This is a genomic window from Roseateles sp. UC29_93, from assembly GCF_042695725.1.
Lineage (GTDB): Bacteria > Pseudomonadota > Gammaproteobacteria > Burkholderiales > Burkholderiaceae_C > Roseateles > Roseateles noduli_A.
The window spans coordinates 3,021,122-3,040,396 of record NZ_CP170545.1 but is presented as its reverse complement, the minus strand read 5'-3'; the positions used below and the strand labels follow the sequence as shown (position 1 = coordinate 3,040,396).

Genomic DNA, 19,275 nt, shown 5'->3' with positions numbered 1-19,275 from the left:
GCTCGCCGTGTGGGAGGACCTCGACCACTGGCCCCTGCTGGAAAAGGCCCTGCAAGCGTTCGTCCCGCGCTTCGGCGATCTGCATGTCCACCAGGTCGCGGCGCTGGACGACGAGGGCGATCTCACAGGCGGCCTGACCGACGATCCGCGCCTCCTGGCCATCGGCATCCGCCACAACATGGCGGAACAGCACATCGCCCCGCCCCCGCAGGAGCAGGTGCTCCAGGAGCGTCGCGTCCACGGCAAGCGCGAACGCATCGTGCTGTTCGAAGGCCGATGGCCGTACATCGCGCTCGACGACGGAACCGGAGAGGAATTGAATCCGCCGCGACGCTTCCTGAATCGCCAGGAGATCGACGCGCTGCTCCGGCCCACCGGGCTGCCGCGCGGGCTCGACGCACGGACCCGGCAGGCGCTGAGGGCATTCGCCGACTCGTCGTCGGCGGCGCGATCAGACCCGGAGGCGACGCGTGAGCGCGTCGCCGCCTGCCCCACCGCCGCGGGCCTCGAGACCGTGATCGAGCGCCAGGGACTGGACGACCTGACACTGGCCTCGTGGCTGAGCCAGGCCGCGCCGAATTGGGAAGCCGACGCCTTCGACCACGCGCTGCATCTGCTGCTCCGCGGACACGGGGGCGCTCCGCTCGCAGCGCTGCTGGCGTCCTGGGACGCCGAGGGTTTCACCGACAGCTGGCAGCGTCAGTTGCACGAGCAGGCGGTGCGCGACCGGTCGTTGAACACCGAGGCGCGGGTCCGGGGCGGGGACGGGGTCGAGGACGGCGACGCGGAGGTCGTCGACCGCCCCTCGCCGCAACGCCAGTTGATCGGCCGCTTCGCGAAACAACTCGGACGCACCGTTCCCGTTTTCCCCGCGCGCGTTGGACTGGTCCGTTTCAAGAGTGCCTATCCGCTCGGCAGCGATCGATCCAGGGTCGGCGGACCCGCCTGGGATGGCCTGATCTCAGCGCTGCAGTCGCTGCGCAGCGGGCCCGGACGCCGATTGACGGCGCCGATGCTCAACGAGTCCGCTGGCTTGTCCGACGCGCTGGAAACGACGTTCTACCAAGGCGGTCCGGAGCGTCTGCTGGTGGAACTCGCCCTGATCCGCCGGCTCTCGATCCAGCTCGATCTGAGCGCCGAGGAGACCGCCGCCCTGCTGCAGGTCAGCGGCACCGCCCAATACCCGGTGCCGTCACCGCTCATGAGCGCCGCGCTGATCGCCGGGAAGCCCTTCCTGGTGGACAGCCTGTTCAAGTGGGTGACCGCCATGGTGCGGGAGGAGCGGCTCGACAGTGCCGCGGCTCGGCGCATCCTGCTGGCCGACGCACGGGAAGCGGAGCAGGTCGTGTCCACCGTCAAGGAGCCGCATGTGCACGCGGCCTTGACCCGTTACCTCTCCGGATTGGACACCGCGTGCGCGGCGGGCGTACTGCGGCCGGTGGATCTGCTGTCCGCCGCCGGGTATCCCAAGGGCACTCCCTGCACCTTGCTGCGCGCCGCCGCGGCGCGCGGCGGCGGCGAGGCCGACCTCCAGGCCTGGCGCGCGTCGCTCCCGGGCCTGCTGGCCGCTCAGACGGGCTCGAGCCTGCCTTCCACGCGCAGCAACGTCTCCAGCGCCTGACTGCGCAGGCCGTAGAAGCGCTTGATCTCGTCGAGCTGCGCCAGCAGCTCCGCGCGCCGCGCCGGGGTCGGGTCTTGCGGGCGCTTCACGGCCAGCACCATCTTGTTCTTGCTGGTGTGCTCCAGCGCGATGAACTCGATCACCTGCGTGTCGTAGCCCATCAGCTCCAGCAGCAGCGCCCGCAGCGAGTCGGTCACCATCTCCGCCTCCTGGCCGAGGTGGATGCCGTGCTGCAGCAGCGGCCGCAGCGCGGCTGGCGTCGTCATCTGCGGCCGGATCTCCTTGTGGCAGCACGGGGCGCACATGATGATGCGCGCGCCGCTGCGCAGGCCGAAGTGCATCGCGTAGTCGGTCGCGATGTCGCAGGCATGCAGCGCGACCATCACGTCCAGCGGCTGGTCGCCGCGCTCGCGCACGTCGCCATGCTCGAAGCTCAGGCCCTCGAGCCCGTGACGCGCCGCCGCCGCGTTGCCCAGCGCCACCATGTCCTGCTTGAGCTCGACGCCCTGCACCCGCGGTGCCAGGCCTTGCGCGCGCAGCCAGTCGTGCATGGCGAAGGTCAGGTAGCCCTTGCCCGAGCCGAAGTCGGCCAGCCGCACGGGCGTGCCGGGTTCGTCCAGCCCGGCCTTGCGGACCGCCGCGCCGAAGATCTCGATGAACTTGTTGATCTGCTTCCACTTGCGCGCCATCGCCGGCACCAGCGCGGGCTGGCCCTTGAGCTCGTGCGTGACGCCGAGGTCGCGCCAGAACGGGCTGCCGGTCGACAACTCCCGGGGCTTGGCGCGGTCATGCCCGCCGGGCGCCGATCCAGCGACCGAGCCGTCCGCATCCGCCTCGGAGTCGCTGCCGTCGGCCGCGGCGGGAGCGCCCGCACCCGCCTTCTTCCCCACCTGCAACAGCGGCTTGCCCTTGCGGCTGAAGCGCAGTTGCACCTCCTCGCCGAGCGTGTCCAGATGCGCCTGCTGGAAGTCGCGCCCCAGCAGGCCGTCGATCAGCGCGAGGCCTTCGTCCAGCGGATGGTTCTTGGTGACGTCCTTCGTCTTGTGCCGCCACAGGAAGCTCAACGCGCGCTCGCCGCGCAGCTCGATGTCGCGCACGGTCAGCCGTTCGAGCGAGGCGTCCTCGCCCTCGTGACGGTTCAGCAGCAGGCGCTGGAAACGGCGCTCCGCCAGCGCGGTGCGCAGCAGGCGGAGGAAGCGTTCGCGCGCGTCGGACGGCGCGGCGCCGGCATCGGGGGCAATCAGGGAACTGAACATCGGCGGTCCTGGGGCAATCCGTGATTGTCCCGCCAAAGCCGGATGACCGCCTGGCGACCTGTTGCCGACCAGGAAACCGTTCCGGGATGGCGATGCACACAGCCGGATGCTCGAACTTGTTCTTCGCCAGCCCGCCATCGATGCGGGACCGCTCGATCTCGACGACCAGCGTGGGCTGATCAGCCTGACTTGATAGACCGGGGCGCTGGACGCCGGGGCCTGCCGGGCTCGCGGGAGCGCGGCGGACGCTGCGATCGTCCCGCCAATGCGGCGAGCCCGCGCCACTGATCGGGCCATGCAACCGTCCTCTCCCTCGGCATTTCCGTTCGGTTTCGATGCGACGCTCTTCGACCCCGACGACGATGCGCCGTCCGGCGCCCGCCGCTCCGGACATGCCGGGCACATCGACGCGAGCGCCGTGGCCGACATCGTGGACTACGACGGCCCCTGCGACGCCTCGGGGCGTCTGCCGCCGGAGTTCCTCGCGTTCCGTGCCGGCCCCGACTGGCCGCGCGCGCGGGCGCAGATGCAGGCCTCCATCGCGACGCTCCAGGCGTTCGCGCGTCGGCATCCCGTGGCGCCGGAACCCTTGGGGGTCTTCCACCAGCACCTGATGGACAACGACGGGGCCTACTACGAGTCCTACCTGCCCAGCTCTTCGGACGGGGCAAACGCCTGCTCGCGGCATGCGTCGAGGGCTTGTCGAACGAGGATCTCCCGGCCAGGGAACGGTGCGGGATCTTCCGCCGGATGGTCGCCGGCATGGGCCTGTGCGGGATGCGCATCGTCGACGACTTCGCGCGCGCCCGGGCCGCGCTGGACCTGCTGCGCGACGGCAGCCTGCGCCGCCGGACCGGTGCCGCGATCCGGGGCATCCTGGAGCAGGAAGCCCGCTGGGCGGAGCACCGCACCCCGTACCGGCCGGGGCAGCAGCGGACGACGTCGCTGGAGGTCCACCTGGTCGCCGCCGCCATCGAGGAACTCCGGCTGGGCGGGCGCGCGCCGCGCAGGGACGATGTGTTCACCCCGCACGACGGACGTGTCGCGGACCTGGTCGAACCGCTGCGGGAACGCCTGGCAACAACGCTGACGCCGATGCGCGTGGCGCGGCATCTGGCGGAAGAATGCGTGTCGCGCGTGTCGGCGGACCTCGCGGGCTGGCTGGGTGACCAGCCACTGGATCTGAGGTCCGGAACGCGGAAGGAGGACGACGGCGACACCTCGCATTGCGCGCGTCTCTCGATGCTGGTGCAGGGGCTGGAGGCGGCGTACGGGCCGCTCAAGATGGACGCCTTCGTCCGGACGGACAGCGACGGCGCGATGACGCTCCACCGCGATGCCACGCTCGTGGGCGCCCAGATCCGCCGCAACCTCGCCAGGCAAGACCTGACCCTGCCGATGCGCGAGCGTTCGCTCCATGAGTGGCCCGGCACGGGCGGTCCGCGTCGCCTGGTCCTGCTGGACGACGACCTGGCGGTGGTGAGCGCGCAGACGGGAGACGCGCCGGTGGACACCTTGCCCGAGGCGCGCCATCTCCGCCGCGTGGAGCGCCCGGGCCTGCTGGGGAGCCCGTCGACCGCCGACCCTGGCGGACGCCTCGATGCCCCCGCGCGAGCCGCCCTGCTCGAGGTCGTGCTGCGGCATGCCCCCGTGGACGAGATCACCCGCCTGCCTGCCCTCTGGTTCGCCCGCGTGGAGGACGCCCTCGCGATGGCGCGGCGGCTCGGAGACGACCGCTTCCGATGCTGGTGCAAGCTCCGGTGGGAGGACACGCTGCCCGTCGAGGCCGCGCGGATGCTGATCGCCGTGGCCGAGTCGCGGGGGGACGTCGAGCTCATCGTCTCCCTGCTGAAGAACGTGGGCGCGCAGCGAAGCCTCCAGCTCTGGCACAACGGCGCCGTGCTGCCTCACTACCTCGCCCAGCTCGCGCGGGGCCAGGATCCGGTGGCGGAGGCCTACCTGGATTCGCTGGCGACCGCGCTGCCCCTGCTCGACGCACCCACGGTCGCCATGCTGCTGCTGGCGGTTCGCGCCGAAGGGTCGGTCCGGCCACTGCTGCAGGCGGCCGGCCCGACCGTCCTCGACCGCTACCTGACACTGGTGGAAGCGGCGGCCCGGGAGAACAAGGCGCGCGGTCCCGCATTGGCCGCGGCGCTGTCCAGCGCGCCCCGGGACCGGCCGCACTGGCTGCGCGTCCTGATGACGCAGGGCGCGCAGGCCTCGCGGCTGGCGACGATCCTGGGCACCTTGGGGCGCCTCCATCAACGTGGGCATCTGGACAGGGCGCTGATCGGACAACTGCTGATCGAGCCGGAGGCGTTCCGGGACGACACCGGGGACGGCTCCTTGCAAGCCACCCCGGCACGCCGCGCCTGGCCCTTGTGCGAGGGCATGGCGGGCGACCACGATGCCTCGGTCCTGGCGGTGCTCGGCTGCCTGCTGGCGCTGTGCCGGCCGGACGCCGGCGATGGCGTGTGGCTCCAGCGGATGTTGCGCGCGTCGGAGGGCGGAGCCGGGACCACCGCCCTGGTGCAGGGGCTGTCTCACGGCGCCACGACGGCGCTGGCCTTCTATCTGCAGGCGGTCACCGTCGCGCTGGGCCGGCGGCTGCTGTCGCTGCCGCAGGCCATCGATCTGCTGCGCATCGAACCGCCACCGGACGGCGACGGCACCGGTGCCCTGGCCCTCGCGCTGCGCCAGGGTCACCTGGGCACGGTCGAGCTCTACTGGCAGCGCATCCTCGAGATGCAGGCGCGGGGAATCCTGCCCGCGGATCAGGTCCGCCCCCTGCTGCGGGCGGAGAGCGCCGGCGGCGTGCCGGCGCTCGCGGAAGCCTTCGAACATCGGATCCCCGGCGCCCTCGACCGGTACATGGCCCTGGTGCAGACCGCCGTGGTCGGTTCGGAGCCGATGTCGGCGCAGCAGCTCGGCTGGCTGGATCTGCGCGACGCCGGGGGCCGTCTGTTCTGGCCGCCGCCCGGCATCAGTCCGACCGACGGCTGGCCGATGCTCAAGCGCTACCTGCGAGGCCTGCGCGCGCTCGTCGAAGACCGGCGCCTGTCCCCGCCGCAACTGCGCTCGCTGCTGGCGACTCGGTCCGTCGACGCCCCCTCGCTGCTGGGCCGGCTGATGAGCCTCGAGGATCGCTCGATGCTCACGCAATGTCTGGACGAACTCATGTCATGGCCGCGGCGGTCGGACCGTCATGTGCCGGCGCTGGCGGCCGTGCTCGACATCGACGAACTGGACGACCTCGCCACGACGGCGGTGCGCTACCCCGGTCTCCCCGATGTGCTGCAGGCGCTCGTCTCTGCCGTCTCACAGCGGTGGATCGACCGCGCGACGCTGCGCCTGCGTCTGGAGGGCCGGCACGGAACGCGCCCGCCGCTGGCGCTCGCCTTCGAACGCAACCGGCCCGATGTGATCGAGGCCGTCGCCAGGGCGACGCTGCGTGCCGGACGCGAAGCCCGGTTGTCTCAGCCGCTCGTGCGGCGCCTGCTCGAAGCGGGATCCGCGTCCGACGGCGCCGGCGCGCATGTCGCCTTCGCGCGTGGATACGACGAGGCGTTGACCGTGTGGCTGGACTCGGTCCTGCAGGCCCGCGCCGACAAGCTGCTGGACGACGGCGACCTGCGGGAACTGCTCATCGCCTATGGCGCGGATGAGCGACCCGGTCGCGACGCGGCATCGCAGGGCGGTCATCCCCGCTGCCTCGAGGTCTGGCGCGAGGCCTTGCGGCGGGGCGCCCGGCGCGGGTGGCTCAGTGCCGACGATCTGGCGGCGCTCGATCCCGGCGCAGACGCCGCCTGAGGCCTGACCCGGTCCGCGACGCAGGGGACCGCCCGGAGCGACGCGCCCGTCATCGTTCCGCGAGCTTGGACGTTCCCAGGGCCGAGCGGGCACGTGCCAAGGCATGACCGACGTCAGGCACGCCCAGGCGCCGGCACAGCTCCTCCAGCCGCACGCGATAGGCCGCGTCCCCCAGTCCCAGCGCCCGGGCCTGCTGGTCCGGCGCGGGTTCGCCGAGCAGGCCGAACAGCAGCTCCGCGTCCGACAGCGGCAGGTCCAGCGCCTTGGCCAGGGTCGCCAGGCTCGCGGCCTCGTCGGCCTCGTGGAGCACCAGCAGCCAGTGTCCGTCGCCGATGACGGCGGCGTCCGCCATCATCAGCGTGAAGCTCAGGCGCTGCCGCGGCGCCCCCGACGGCGGCGCGATCGTCAGCGACGAGGGCGGCGCGCCCGCGCGCCGACGCAGCGCCTCGCGATGCAGCCAGGCCAGCACCTCCGGCGGCAGACGCGCGTGCTCCGACCAGGGCGGCGGGAAGTACGCCGCCATCAGGGCGCGCGCCTGCGGCGTCTGCCACGCGCAATGGCCGTCGCGTTCCCGCACGGTCATGCTGGCCGTGGGCCGGCGCGGCGCCGCGGGTCCCGCCGCGGGCGCGGGGTGCAGCAGGCGTTCGACGCGCGCGAGCAGTTCGCTCAACCGCACGGGCTTGACGAGGCACTCCGCGGCCCCCGCCGCCAGCAGGGCGCCGAGCCGCAGGGGATCGCGCGGGCGGCTCAGCGTCAGCACCGGGACACCACCGCCGCCCAGGCGACGCAGCAGCTCCAGCGGACCGTCGCCGGGCAGCTCCGGCAGCTCCATGTCCATGATCACCAGCGCCGGTCCCGCGCCCAGACCTTGCATCGCGGCGATCGCATCCGCCGCGCGCAGGAGCTCATAACCGCTCTCCTCCAGCACCGCCGCGAGCGGCTGCACGGCCAGCGACTGGACGACCAGGAGTCGCGCCGGCGCGGTGGTGCGCGGAAGGGGCAGGTCGGCGGGCGGCGGCATGGGCATGGCCTTCACCATACAAGTCCCGTGCCCGCCTCTCAAGACGCCGCCGTCGCGGGAAAGACGCGGGGCCGAAGCCGCGAACTCCGGGGCGATCGCCCCCGTCCCGCGACGATCGGCGCCGCGAGCGCTGACGCACAATGGCCGGCGCCATGGACGATACCCCCGCCTCGCCCGACATCGATCCGACCGCCCCGCCCACCGGCGGGGCCGCCGCGCCCGTCCCCGCACCCGCCGCCCCCGCGGCGCCGTGGGAAGGGCCGTCGCCCGATGTCGTCGCCTGGCTGCTGGTGAACTGGCACAACAAGCATCCGCTGGCGCGCCGGCTCGCCATCGCCGACGTCCACACGGTCGGCGCCGTGGCCCTGCCCTTCATGGCGCAGGCGCTGCCCAAGGAGCCCAGCCTCGAGGGCGGCACGCCCGCCGAGGCGGCGCCCTCCCCGCCCCGTCGCCGCCTGCCCTGGCAGCGGAAGGCCGCGGGCGCGGGGCCGCGGCCTGCGTGGATCGACGAATTCATTCCCGGCCTGAAGACTGCGGCGGTCGCCACGATGGCCCTGGACAACGGCTTCACCACCGCGCCCGACGAGTTGCCGCTGCGCCGCGTCGACATCGACGAGCGGGCACTGGCCGCCGACGCGAACCAGCCTGGTGCGTGGCCGATGGAATTGGTGCTGCTGAGCGCCGCTTTCGATGCAGGTCCGGCGCGGCGACGCGTGCTCGTGGGGCGTCGCGACCAGGTGCTGGGACAACGCGCGCTGGATCCGGCGCGGCTGGGCGTGGCCGGCAGCGTGGCGGCCTTGGTGCTGATCGCGGCGATCTGGGCCCTGTGGCCCTCGTCGAAGCCCTCCAAGGAGGCGCTGGCCGCGCTGGCGGCCGCCGAAGCGGCCTCCGCCGCGTCCGCCGCCCAGGCCGCCTCAGCAGCCGCCCTGACTGCCGCGGCCGGTCAGGCGGCGCTGGCCGCGCAAGCCGCCTCCGCCGCATCTGCATCTGCATCCGCATCCGCCGTCACGGCCACCGAGCCGGCTTCGGCCGCGAGCGCTTCGGCCTCCGCGCCGGCGCAGAGCCCCGCCGCCTCGACGCCCGCCGGGGCGATCCCCAACATCCGTCCGACGCTACAGGGCGCCGTCGAACGCGCCGCAGGTGAGAAGCCGCCGGCACCGGCAACGACGGCACCCTCAGGGTCGGCGGGTGCAACGGCCGCTGCCGATCCGGCCCGGCCGGGCGCCTCCGCCCCGACGTCCGACGCCGAGCGCCGCGTGAGCGTCGACGACGCCGGGCTGACCAGTCTCATGAGGCGCGACGCCGCGCCCGGCGCCAAGCTGGTGGCGCTGGTGGGCCAGCCGCACAAGGACAAGGCCGACGCCGAAGCACAACTGGCGCGCATGCGCGAGATGATCGGCGCCACGCTCGGCGGCCGCACGGTCCCGAACGGCGAGGTCTTCCAGACCAAGGACGGCTGGCGCGCGGCCGTGTGGCCCTTCGGCAGCCGCGAGGAAGCGCAGCTGATCAACGCCACGCTGCTGGCCCGCGGGATCCGCGGGACCCGGGCCGTCGACTTCTGATCGGGCCCCTCAGGGCGCCTCAGGACCGCTCGGGATCCCACGCGCCCTGGAGCCTCAGGACACCCAGGACACCCAGGACACTCAGGACCGGTAGTCGGCGTTGATCGTCACGTACTCGTGGCTGAAGTCGCAGGTCCAGACCGTGGTCTGGGCCGATCCGCGGTTCAGGCCCACGCGCACGGTGATCTCGCTCTGCTTCATGACGCGCTGACCGTCCTCTTCTTTGTACTCGGGGCGGCGGCCGCCCTGCGTGACCACGTGGACGTCGTCCAGGTGCAGGTCGATCAGGCTCTGGTCGAGGTCGTCGATGCCGGCATAACCGACCGCCGCCAGGATGCGACCCAGGTTGGGATCGCTGGCGAAGAAGGCGGTCTTGACCAGCGGCGAGTGCGCGATCGCATAGGCGGCCTTGCGGCACTCGGCCTCGTCCCTGCCGCCCTCGATCACCACCGAGATGAACTTGGTCGCGCCCTCGCCGTCGCGCACGATGGCCTGCGCCAGCTGCTGCGACACCGCCACGACCGCGTCGCGCAGCGCGCGGCCTTCGGCGCTGGTCAGCGAGGTGATCGGGGCGTGGCCGGCCTGATGCGTCGCGATCAGCACGAACGAGTCGTTCGTCGACGTGTCGCCGTCGATCGTGATGCGGTTGAAGGACAGGTCCGCCGCTTCCTTGACCAGCGGCTGCAGCAGCTCCGGTGCCAGGACCGCGTCGGTGGCGACGAAGCCCAGCATCGTCGCCATGTTCGGACGGATCATGCCGGCGCCTTTGGAGACACCGGAGATCGTGACCGTCTTGCCCCCGATCGAGACCTGCTTCGAACAGGCCTTGGGCAGCGTGTCCGTGGTCATGATGCCGGCGGCGGCCTCGGCCCAGTTGTCGGCCTTCAGCGCGGCGATCGCGGCCGGGAGGCCCGCGATGATGCGGTCGACCGGCAGCGTCTCCATGATCACGCCGGTCGAGAACGGCAGCACCTGCCGCGCATCGAGCTGGAGTTCGGCGGCGAGCGCGTCACAGGTCTGGCGCGCACGGGCCAGGCCGTCAGCGCCGGTGCCGGCGTTGGCATTGCCGGTGTTGATCACGATCGCGCGGATCGCGCTGCCGGCGGCGAGGTGCTCGCGGCAGACCTGGACCGGCGCGGCGCAGAAGCGGTTGGCGGTGAACACGCCCGCGACGCTGGCGCCTTCGTCGAGCGCGATCACGGTCAGGTCGCGGCGATTGGCCTTGCGCACCCCCGCCATCGTGACGCCGAGGCGGACGCCGGGCACGGGCAGCAAGGCTTGCGGATCGGGAGCGGTCAGGTTGACGGGCATGGCAGGGCGAAGAAGGTAAGGAGAGACGATGTCCGGACAGATGCGTTCGGGATGAGATCAATCGACAGCATCAGTGCACGGAATTGTAGAAGGGCCCACTGATCCCAGTCTCTGACATGACTGCCAAAGGCCTACCCGATGTTCAAGCTCCCGTTGCCGGATGCCTCTCTGCTCGTGACGCCGCCTGATCGTGAAGCGTCCGCGCCGCCGGATGAACCTCCGGGTTACGCCAGTGCCTGCCTCGACGCGGTGTTGGCCGAGGCGCGCGCAGCCCGCTTGGACGAGGACGCCATCGTGCGCCGGCTCACCGACTGGCAGCGTCCCGGATCGCCCGCCATGATCGTCCAGTGGATGCAGGACGGCGACAGTGCGGCGGCGGGGCATTGGTACCGCACCTTGTCGGAATTGCGCGCGTGCCGCGCCATCGGCGATGGCAGCTTCATGCGATTGCTGGCCGGGCGCGGTGCGGAGTCGGGTCGCTCGTCGACGGAACGCGGGCTCTTTCACGTGCTGGCGTCGACGGCTCCCCGCTCACTCGTCGCCATGCACATGGATGCGTGCATGGACGCGAAACGCGAGAAGCACTGGCTGAATGAATCGGACATGGCAACGGTGCTCATCGGTTCGCCGCAATGCGGCACGTTGCTTCAGGACGTCATCCGCGGTCGTTGCTCCGCCGATGCCTTCGATGCCTTTCTGACAGAGATGCGCCGCTGCAACAACTGGACATTCGGCCTGCGCAGCGAACAAGTCGCCACCCTGATGCTCGGAAAAGGTCCTCAAGGTACGACGCTCGACGCGGCGTTCGATCATCCCGAAGCGAAGCTCCTAGGCGCTTACATGAGTCATCTGCTGGGCCTGCATGGCCATCACCTCAAGCGATGCCGCGACCAGCGCGTCTACAGCAATGGCCTGTTGGACATCGACGCGTCGCAGTATCTGAGCATGGCATTGCCATCCGATACCGCATCGAACGCTCCCTTGCGTGAAGCATTCCGATCGGGGAAAGGCGCCCACCTCAGCCTCTACTTCAAGCGGCTCTTCGATGCCGCCCAACACCACGAGTTGCCCGTTGACGGCCTGCGGGAGGCGTTCAGCCGCTGCTTGCCACGCGGTTGGTCCATGGGCGAACTGGCCCAGCGTCAGCCCGCCTGCCATGCGCTGCTGATCAAGTGCATCGATCGCGCCCTGTTGCAAGGATGGCTGAGTCAGAAGGAAGCGACGGATCTGACAACCACCGGCCGGGCGGAACCGATGCAGACGCGCAGCTCGTGGGACCGCGTCCCGCCGTCTCCGGCCGCGCCGAAGGAAGGCGCCACCGCGGCCGCTCCAGCGCGACAGGCCGCGCACAGTCGTCAGGCGAGGCGCAGCAACCTGCTCAGTTGCTTCGTCGGTCGTCGCGCCTGATCAGGACTGGCGGCGGCGGCGTCCGAGCATCGCCGTCACCAACACGAGTCCGCCGATGAACATCGCGTAGCTCTGCGGTTCCGGCACGGCGCTGGCCGGCAGCACGTTGAAGGTGCCCGAGTAGCTCGCGGCAATGCCGTTGGTGCCGGCCGCCAGGTTGCCGCCGGCGTAGCCCTTGACGATCAGCGTGTAGTCGCCGGCGACGAGCTTGCTGGGCAGGCTGGCGCTGATCCAACTGGTGCCATTGCCGTCGCCGTCCGGCGCACCGATGGACAGCGCTTGGCCGTTCAGCGTGGCTTCGCTGAAGCTGATCTGCTGCGACTGACCCGAGTACACGGTGATCAGCGACGCATCGACCCAGCCATTGCCGGTGAAGCTGAAGTGGAAGGTGTCGACGAAGCTGCCGACCTCGGTGTGGATCGCGAACGGTGCCGCGGTCAGGCCCGCGCCCGCGCCGGCCAACGGGACGTTCTGGGTCAGGTCCACCGCCTGGGCGCCGGTCGCGGCCACGGCCAGCAGCGCTGCCGCGGCACCGCCACGGACCAGGGCTTGCCGACGGCGCGCCACGATCAGGCCGCCGCCCAGCAGCGCCAGCACGGCCAGCGCCAGCGTGCCGGGCTCGGGGACCTGCGTGACGTTGAGCGTGCCGGAGTAGCTCGCGCTGATCGGCGTGCCCGCCGCCAGGCCCTGCCCGGCGTAGCCGCGCACGGTCAGCACCAGCGGCCCGCTCAGGCGCGCATCGGGCAGCGCGGCGATCTCGAGCGCGTTCCTGTAGCCGCCCATCGTCGAGCGCGTGAAGTTGTAGGTCGCGCCGTTGAGCACCGCGCTGACGAAGTTGATGTCGAACGCGGCCGACATGCCGATCGTCGTCAGGCTGGCGTTGACCATGCCCCAGCGATCGATGCCGGTGAAGGTGAAGGTGTCGACGAACTCCCCGGCCGTCGAATGCACGATGCTGAAGCCCGCCGTCTTGGTATCGGCGCTCGCGCCCTGCTGGAGCGCGACGGACTGGGCCGCGGTCACCGGCGCGGCCAGCGCGGCGGAAGCGGCGGCAGCGGTCAGGATGGCAGCGGCGAAGAGACGGGTCGTGAGCTTCATGGCGATGCGGTCCGGGGACCTCGGAGACCCGCGGCGGCAGGTCGATGCGGCGGACTCTATCGAGGGGGTGCCGTACGGTGTCCCCCGCGCCACGGGGGGAGCGACGCGCGTGCGCGCCGTTCCCGTGAGAAAGCGCACAGGGCGAACACGCCGCGTCGGCCGGGCACCACGCACGATCCACGACGCCTCACGCAAGAACTGACCCCGGCACGGTGCCGCTGCACGGTCCCTTGCCGCACGCCCGGCGGATCCCCGAGCGGATCCCCGAGCGGATCCCCGAGCAGGTTCCCGGCCGGAAACGACGACGGCGCCCCGAAGGGCGCCGTCGATTGGGGGGGAAGCGACCGATCAGGCCAGCTTGCCGTGGCAGCTCTTGAACTTCTTGCCGCTGCCGCACGGGCAGGGGTCGTTGCGGCCGACGTGGCCCCATTCGGCGGGCACGGCCTCGGTACCGCCCGCGATCGGCGCCGCGTCCTGCGACACCGACCCGTCCTCGTTCGGATGCGTGTAGGTCACGTTGCCGACGCTCTCGGCGCGCTGTTCGATCGCTTCGGCGGCGGCGGAGGCCTCCTCCTGCGACTGGATGCGCACATTCAGCAGCACGCGCGTCACTTCCAGCTTCACCGCGTCCAGCAGTTGCGAGAACAGCTCGAAGGCCTCGCGCTTGTATTCCTGCTTCGGGTTCTTCTGGGCGTAACCGCGCAGGTGGATGCCCTGGCGCAGGTAGTCCAGCGAGGCCAGATGCTCGCGCCAGTGCTGGTCGATGCTCTGCAGCAGCACCATGCGCATGAACGGCGTGAACTGCTCCAGGCCGACACGGTCCAGCTTGTCCTGGAAGGACGCGTCGCCCGCCTTCAGCACGGCGTCCAGCACGTCCTCGTCGGTCAGCGTCTCGCTCTTCTTGAGCATCTCGGCCAGCGGCACCTCGAGCTTCCACTCGTCGCGCAGCACGCGCTCCAGCGCGGCCAGGTCCCACTGCTCTTCCAGCGATTCCTCGGGGACGAAACCGCGGACCACGTCCGTCAGCGTGCCCTTGCGCAGGTGGGTGATCTGCTCCAGCACTTCCTGCGCCTCAAGGATCTCGTTGCGCTGCTGGTAGATGACCTTGCGCTGGTCGTTCGACACGTCGTCGTACTCGAGCAGCTGCTTGCGGATGTCGAAGTTGCGGGCCTCGACCTTGCGCTGCGCGCTCTCGATGGAGCGCGTGACGATGCCGGCCTCGATCGCCTCGCCTTCCGGCATCTTGAGCCGGTCCATGATCGCGCGGACGCGGTCGCCGGCGAAGATGCGCATCAGCTGGTCGTCCAGCGACAGGTAGAAGCGCGACGAGCCCGGATCGCCCTGGCGACCGGAACGGCCGCGCAGCTGGTTGTCGATGCGGCGGCTCTCATGACGTTCGGTCGAGATCACGCGCAGGCCGCCCGCGGCCTTCACCTGCTCGTGCAGCTTCTGCCACTCGGCCTTCAGCGCGGCGATCTTCGCCTGCTTGTCGGACTCCGACAGCGACTCGTCGTTCTCGATGGCGACGACGTCCTTCTCGATGCTGCCGCCCAGCACGATGTCCGTGCCGCGGCCGGCCATGTTGGTCGCGATCGTGATCACGCCCGGACGACCGGCCTGCGTGATGATGTCGGCCTCTCTGGCGTGCTGCTTGGCGTTCAGCACCTGGTGCGGCAGCTTGGCCTTGGTCAGCAGCTCGGCGACCTTCTCGGAGTTCTCGATCGAGGTCGTGCCCACCAGCACCGGCTGGCCGCGCTCGTGGCAGTCGCGCACGTCCTGCGTGACGGCGTCGTACTTCTCCTTGGTCGTCTTGTAGACCAGGTCCAGCTCGTCCTTGCGCACCGTCGGGCGGTTCGGCGGGATCACCACGGTCTCGAGGCCGTAGATCTCCTGGAACTCGTAGGCCTCGGTGTCGGCCGTGCCGGTCATGCCCGACAGTTTGCCGTACATGCGGAAGTAATTCTGGAAGGTGACCGAGGCCAGCGTCTGGTTCTCGGCCTGGATCTGCACGCCTTCCTTGGCCTCGACAGCCTGGTGCAGGCCGTCGCTCCAGCGGCGGCCGGTCATCAGGCGGCCGGTGAACTCGTCGACGATGATGACCTCGCCGTTCTGCACGACGTAGTTGGTATCGCGGTGATACACGTGGTGTGCGCGCAGCGACGCGTACAGGTGGTGCATCAGCGTGATGTTGGCGGCGTCGTACAGCGACGCGCCCTCGGCCAGCAGGCCGGCCTGGCTCAGCAGGCGCTCGGCGTTCTCGTGGCCGTCCTCGGTCAGGTAGATCTGGTGCGACTTCTCGTCGACGGTGAAGTCGCCCGGCTCGATCACGCCCTCGCCGGTGCGGGGATCCAGTTCGCCGACCTGGCGCTTCAACTGCGGCGACACCGCGTTGATCGCCACGTACATCTGGGTGTGGTCCTCGGCCTGGCCGGAGATGATCAGCGGGGTGCGCGCCTCGTCGATCAGGATCGAGTCCACCTCGTCGACGATCGCGTAGGCCAGGCTGCGCTGCACGCGGTCGCGGACCTCGTAGACCATGTTGTCGCGCAGGTGGTCGAAGCCGTACTCGTTGTTGGTGCCGTAGGTGACGTCGGCGCCGTAGGCGGCCTGCTTCTCGTCGCGCGGCAGGCCCGAGTAGTTGATGCCCACGGTCAGGCCGAGGAAGCGGTACAGGCGACCCATCCATTCGGCGTCGCGGCGGGCCAGGTAGTCGTTGACCGTCACGACGTGCACGCCCTTGCCGGTCAGCGCGTTCAGGTAGACCGGCAGCGTCGCCATCAGCGTCTTGCCTTCGCCGGTGCGCATTTCAGCGATCTTGCCGGCGTTCAGGACCATGCCGCCGATCAGCTGCACGTCGAAGTGACGCATCTTGAGGACGCGCTTGCTGCCCTCGCGGCAGACGGCGAACGCCTCCGGCAGGATGTCGTCGACGGTCTCGCCGTTGGCGATGCGCTGCTTGAACTCCTCGGTCTTCGCGCGCAACTGGTCGTCGCTCAGGCCCTCGAACTGCGGTTCCAGCGCATTGATGCGCTCGACGTCCTTGCGATAGGTCTTGAGCAGGCGCTCGTTGCGACTGCCGAAAATCTGGGTCAAAAGCTTGGGCAACATGCGGCTTTTTGAAGTTCTGTGGAAGGCCCGGTCGACCGGGCCTGGACGCCCGGCGGACCGCCTCGTGGGCGGCCTGATGAGGGCAGCGCCGCGCGACCGGTGCACATGAGGACGGGAGCCTCGGGTTGCAAGCGTCTGCGCGGAGAAAAACCGGCGGAGTTTAGCACCGGGCCCCTGGCGGCACCGGGCGGCGGCCACCGCCCCGGACCGGCGGCGGACTCCGGGTTTCCGAGCGGCGGCACTACACTGACGCCCCATGGCCACCCGCTATCTGCCCCCCCGCGCCAAGCCCGATGCGCCCGATCCGCTGGACTTCGGCCGGGCCATGTCGCAGAACGGGATGCTGGCCAGGTTGGGGAACCAGTTGGCGCTGTCGCGGCGGCATCTGGCGGCGGTGAGCGTGGCGCTGCCGGGCGCGATGAAGCGCTTCGTCCAGGCCGGCACGCTCGACGAGCAGGGCTGGACCCTGGTGGCCGACAACGCCGCCATCGCGGCCAAGCTGCGGCACCTGCAGCCCACCCTGCTGCGCCTGCTGCGCGAGGAAGGCCTGTTGCTGGAAGGCGAACTGCGGATCCGCGTCAGGCAATCCTGATCCGCCCGCCTTTCCCGCCGCCTGCCTTTCCAACCTCACTTCGCTCAACAAAAGGAAAGGGACCGCCGAGGCGGTCCCTTGTCGTTCCCCCGCGTCGGGGTCAGGCCTTGCGACGCAGACGGCGCGCGCCGCCCAGGCCAGCCAGGGCGATGACGGCCAGAGCCAGCGAGGCCGGTTCCGGCACATCGTTCTGCTGGGCGCCTTCGACGTTCAGGATGTCGAAGGCCCACAGCGCGTTGCGCTCACGGCCGCCGGCATCGCAGAACACGCCGTTGGCGCACTTGCCGTTCAGAAAGTTGGGGTTGCCGTCATAGGTGAAGCCGTTGGCCAGGTTGGGGCCGAGGGCGAAGTTGTCGAACTGCATGACGGCGACCGTGTAGACCCCGGCGCCCAGGGTGAGGTCCAGGCAGGTGTCCCAACGCATGCCGCCCGCCGGATCGGGATTCACCGCGGCGCCGCCGCAGGTGCCGGGCGTGCTGCTGGTGGCATCGTCGTTCTGGCCGACCAGCACGCCGCTGGCGTTGAACAGCGCCAGGATCGGGTCGAAGCCGCCGGCGGCGACCACGTTGCCGTTGGACTGCGTGCCGCCCGCGTAGCTGTAGGTGATCAGACGGACCGCCGACGAGCCGTTCGCCGTGAAGGTGAAGGTCTGGACATCGTTGGCCTGCGCGAAGCTGCCGGCGAACGAGAAGTTGGTCGGCGCCGCATGCGCGACGACAGAGATGCCAAGGGCTGCGACGGCGGCCAGGGCGGCGACACCACGACGGAACAAGCTGTGCATGAAGTTTCCCGTGAGAGCCGGTGCAAGGAGGTCACCGGCATGTTGAATACGGGGGCGGCCACAGCAAAGGCTATGCCACGACTGATTTCCTTTTGAAATCAATAACGTACATGCGGTTACGCGAGTAACGTCACACAAGTGTCAAGCGCGGCGACACCGCCTTTTGGGGGTGCTCGGGCTCAAGGTGCGAAGGCGAAAAGACCGAAGCCCCGGCTCGTCGGTCGACGAAACGGGGCTTCAGAACAGGCTCGGCGCCTGTGATGTTCGATGGTGCCGGCTATCGGATTCGAACTGATGACCTACCGCTTACAAGGCGGTTGCTCTACCAACTGAGCTAAGCCGGCACTAGGAAACTGGAGCGCCGCAGAAGCTGCGGCGCGGGCTGCATTCTAGACGCAGCTTCGAGAGGTCCGGAGCAAAAAACCGCGCCTTCCCTCTCGACTCGCCCCCCGCACTTGGACGGGGTTCGGATGATCACTTGATGCGCTTGAGCGCCGGGCGACCGCCCGACGGACCCGCGCCCGGATCGTCGTCGTCGGACGGCGTTGCCGCCGCTGCCGGTGCGACCGGCTCCGGCTTGGACTCGCCTTGCGGCGTACCGCCGTTGACGTCGGATGCCAGGCGCAGACCTCGCGGCGCGTTCGGCGCCGGCTGACGCGTGGCGGCATCTTCCGGATTCGGCGGCGGGAAGGCCATGCCCTGGCCGTTCTCGCGCGCATAGATCGCCACCACGTGATCGACCGGCACGATGATCTCGCGCGCCACGCCACCGAACCGGGCCTTGAACTGGATCAGTTCATTGCCCAGGTCCAGGTTGCTGGTCGCGTCGAAACCGACGTTGAGCACGATCTCGTTGTTGCTGACGTACTCCAGCGGCACCTGCACCGTGCGATCCACGTGAACCGCGACATAGGGCGTGAACCCGTTGTCGGTGCACCATTCGTGCAGGGCGCGGATCAGGTACGGCCGCGTCGAGCTGGCGGCGAGACCGCCGCCGTCCTTGCTGTCATCCATGGGAGCCAGTGTATTACTTGCGCATCACCTTCTCGGACGGCGTCAGCGCCTCGATGTAGGCCGGACGCGAGAAGATCCGTTCCGCGTACTTGAGCAGCGGCACGGCGTTCTTCGACATGTCGATGCCGTAGTAATCCAGGCGCCACAGCAGCGGGGCGATCGCGACGTCCAGCATCGAGAAGTCGTCGCCCAGCATGTACTTGTTCTTCAGGAAGATCGGCGCGAGCTGCGTCAGGCGGTCGCGGATCTGCGAACGCGCCTTTTCCAGCTGCTTCTCGGTCGGCTTGACCGTCTGGCCGCGGTTCTCCAGCACGTTGACGTGGGCGAACAGCTCCTTCTCGAAGTTGAACAGGAACAGGCGCACGCGGGCGCGGGCCACCGGGTCGCCGGGCATCAGCTGCGGATGCGGGAAGCGCTCGTCGATGTACTCGTTGATGATGTGCGACTCATACAGGATGAGGTCGCGTTCCACGAGGATGGGCACCTCGTTGTACGGGTTCATCAGCGCGATGTCTTCGGGCTTGGCGAACAGGTCGACGTCACGGATCTCGAAGTCCATGCCCTTCTCGAACAGCACGAACCGGCAACGGTGCGAGTAGGGGCAAGTGGTTCCGGAATAAAGCACCATCATGGCAGTGGACTCCTGATCGAAGCCTCTCGGCTTCATCGATTTCTACAAACAACACAGTTCAAC

Annotated in this window: 13 protein-coding genes and 1 tRNA gene; 5 read left to right on the top strand and 9 right to left on the bottom strand. The window is 70.0% G+C overall.

The window, feature by feature from the left end; genetic code table 11:
- Positions 1-7: 7 nt before the first annotated feature.
- Positions 8-1,621: a hypothetical protein gene (locus ACFJIX_RS14105; RefSeq protein ID WP_377161047.1), complete on the top strand. Its 1,614-nt coding sequence runs from the start codon at positions 8-10 to the stop codon at positions 1,619-1,621.
- On the opposite strand, the gene ACFJIX_RS14100 is transcribed toward ACFJIX_RS14105, so the two are convergent.
- Positions 1,570-2,877 (bottom strand): class I SAM-dependent methyltransferase, encoded by a 1,308-nt coding sequence (locus ACFJIX_RS14100; RefSeq protein ID WP_377161045.1) that lies wholly within the window; start codon positions 2,875-2,877, stop codon positions 1,570-1,572. The genes ACFJIX_RS14105 and ACFJIX_RS14100 overlap by 52 nt on opposite strands.
- Before the next feature lie 750 nt (positions 2,878-3,627).
- On the opposite strand from ACFJIX_RS14100, the gene ACFJIX_RS14095 reads away from it, so the two are divergent.
- Positions 3,628-6,687: a hypothetical protein gene (locus ACFJIX_RS14095; protein WP_377161043.1), complete on the top strand. Its 3,060-nt coding sequence runs from the start codon at positions 3,628-3,630 to the stop codon at positions 6,685-6,687.
- Positions 6,688-6,736: 49 nt separating this feature from the next.
- Here ACFJIX_RS14095 and ACFJIX_RS14090 read toward each other — a convergent pair whose 3' ends face one another.
- On the bottom strand, positions 6,737-7,714 hold the full coding sequence (locus tag ACFJIX_RS14090; protein ID WP_377161041.1) for a response regulator: 978 nt from the start codon (positions 7,712-7,714) through the stop codon (positions 6,737-6,739).
- Positions 7,715-7,860: 146 nt separating this feature from the next.
- On the opposite strand from ACFJIX_RS14090, the gene ACFJIX_RS14085 reads away from it, so the two are divergent.
- Positions 7,861-9,270, top strand: coding sequence for a hypothetical protein (locus ACFJIX_RS14085; protein WP_377161039.1), 1,410 nt, complete (start codon positions 7,861-7,863; stop codon positions 9,268-9,270).
- An 81-nt stretch (positions 9,271-9,351) separates the two neighbouring features.
- Here ACFJIX_RS14085 and argJ read toward each other — a convergent pair whose 3' ends face one another.
- Positions 9,352-10,581, bottom strand: a complete 1,230-nt coding sequence (gene argJ / locus ACFJIX_RS14080) for a bifunctional glutamate N-acetyltransferase/amino-acid acetyltransferase ArgJ (RefSeq protein ID WP_377161037.1) — start codon at positions 10,579-10,581, stop codon at positions 9,352-9,354.
- A 138-nt stretch (positions 10,582-10,719) separates the two neighbouring features.
- Here argJ and ACFJIX_RS14075 point away from each other — a divergent pair, with 138 nt between their 5' ends.
- Entirely contained in the window at positions 10,720-11,988 is a 1,269-nt protein-coding gene (locus ACFJIX_RS14075; protein WP_377161035.1) for a hypothetical protein, read from the top strand.
- Here the strand turns inward: ACFJIX_RS14075 and ACFJIX_RS14070 are convergent, their stop codons facing one another.
- Both ACFJIX_RS14070 and secA read right to left on the bottom strand, forming a co-directional pair.
- Positions 11,989-13,086, bottom strand: coding sequence for an FxDxF family double-cut PEP-CTERM protein (locus ACFJIX_RS14070; RefSeq protein WP_377161033.1), 1,098 nt, complete (start codon positions 13,084-13,086; stop codon positions 11,989-11,991). It abuts the gene before it with no gap.
- Positions 13,087-13,434: 348 nt separating this feature from the next.
- Entirely contained in the window at positions 13,435-16,194 is a 2,760-nt protein-coding gene (secA, locus tag ACFJIX_RS14065) for a preprotein translocase subunit SecA (protein ID WP_377161031.1), read from the bottom strand.
- A 256-nt stretch (positions 16,195-16,450) separates the two neighbouring features.
- On the opposite strand from secA, the gene ACFJIX_RS14060 reads away from it, so the two are divergent.
- Positions 16,451-16,786, top strand: coding sequence for a hypothetical protein (locus ACFJIX_RS14060; protein WP_088403237.1), 336 nt, complete (start codon positions 16,451-16,453; stop codon positions 16,784-16,786).
- Between the two features lie 100 nt (positions 16,787-16,886).
- On the opposite strand, the gene ACFJIX_RS14055 is transcribed toward ACFJIX_RS14060, so the two are convergent.
- The 4 genes from ACFJIX_RS14055 to ACFJIX_RS14040 all read right to left on the bottom strand — a co-directional run bounded on the left by ACFJIX_RS14055 (position 16,887) and on the right by ACFJIX_RS14040 (position 19,212).
- Complete coding sequence (locus ACFJIX_RS14055) at positions 16,887-17,567, bottom strand: DVUA0089 family protein (protein WP_377161028.1); 681 nt, start codon at positions 17,565-17,567, stop codon at positions 16,887-16,889.
- Between the two features lie 268 nt (positions 17,568-17,835).
- Positions 17,836-17,911 (bottom strand) — tRNA-Thr (locus tag ACFJIX_RS14050).
- 130 nt (positions 17,912-18,041) lie between these two features.
- Entirely contained in the window at positions 18,042-18,581 is a 540-nt protein-coding gene (locus tag ACFJIX_RS14045) for a ClpXP protease specificity-enhancing factor (RefSeq protein ID WP_377161026.1), read from the bottom strand.
- Positions 18,582-18,594: 13 nt separating this feature from the next.
- Positions 18,595-19,212, bottom strand: a complete 618-nt coding sequence (locus tag ACFJIX_RS14040) for a glutathione S-transferase N-terminal domain-containing protein (RefSeq protein ID WP_067276593.1) — start codon at positions 19,210-19,212, stop codon at positions 18,595-18,597.
- Positions 19,213-19,275 lie beyond the last annotated feature (63 nt).

Bases quoted from the DNA above. Each gene is read 5' to 3' on its own strand.
- secA (WP_377161031.1), bottom strand. From the start codon at position 16,194: ATGTTGCCCAAGCTTTTGACCCAGATTTTCGGCAGTCGCAACGAGCGC.
- ACFJIX_RS14095 (WP_377161043.1), top strand. From the start codon at position 3,628: ATGGTCGCCGGCATGGGCCTGTGCGGGATGCGCATCGTCGACGACTTC.
- ACFJIX_RS14060 (WP_088403237.1), top strand. From the start codon at position 16,451: ATGGCCACCCGCTATCTGCCCCCCCGCGCCAAGCCCGATGCGCCCGAT.
- ACFJIX_RS14085 (WP_377161039.1), top strand. From the start codon at position 7,861: ATGGACGATACCCCCGCCTCGCCCGACATCGATCCGACCGCCCCGCCC.
- ACFJIX_RS14090 (WP_377161041.1), bottom strand. From the start codon at position 7,714: ATGCCCATGCCGCCGCCCGCCGACCTGCCCCTTCCGCGCACCACCGCG.
- argJ (WP_377161037.1), bottom strand. From the start codon at position 10,581: ATGCCCGTCAACCTGACCGCTCCCGATCCGCAAGCCTTGCTGCCCGTG.
- ACFJIX_RS14070 (WP_377161033.1), bottom strand. From the start codon at position 13,086: ATGAAGCTCACGACCCGTCTCTTCGCCGCTGCCATCCTGACCGCTGCC.
- ACFJIX_RS14040 (WP_067276593.1), bottom strand. From the start codon at position 19,212: ATGATGGTGCTTTATTCCGGAACCACTTGCCCCTACTCGCACCGTTGC.
- ACFJIX_RS14100 (WP_377161045.1), bottom strand. From the start codon at position 2,877: ATGTTCAGTTCCCTGATTGCCCCCGATGCCGGCGCCGCGCCGTCCGAC.
- ACFJIX_RS14045 (WP_377161026.1), bottom strand. From the start codon at position 18,581: ATGGATGACAGCAAGGACGGCGGCGGTCTCGCCGCCAGCTCGACGCGG.
- ACFJIX_RS14075 (WP_377161035.1), top strand. From the start codon at position 10,720: ATGTTCAAGCTCCCGTTGCCGGATGCCTCTCTGCTCGTGACGCCGCCT.
- ACFJIX_RS14055 (WP_377161028.1), bottom strand. From the start codon at position 17,567: ATGCACAGCTTGTTCCGTCGTGGTGTCGCCGCCCTGGCCGCCGTCGCA.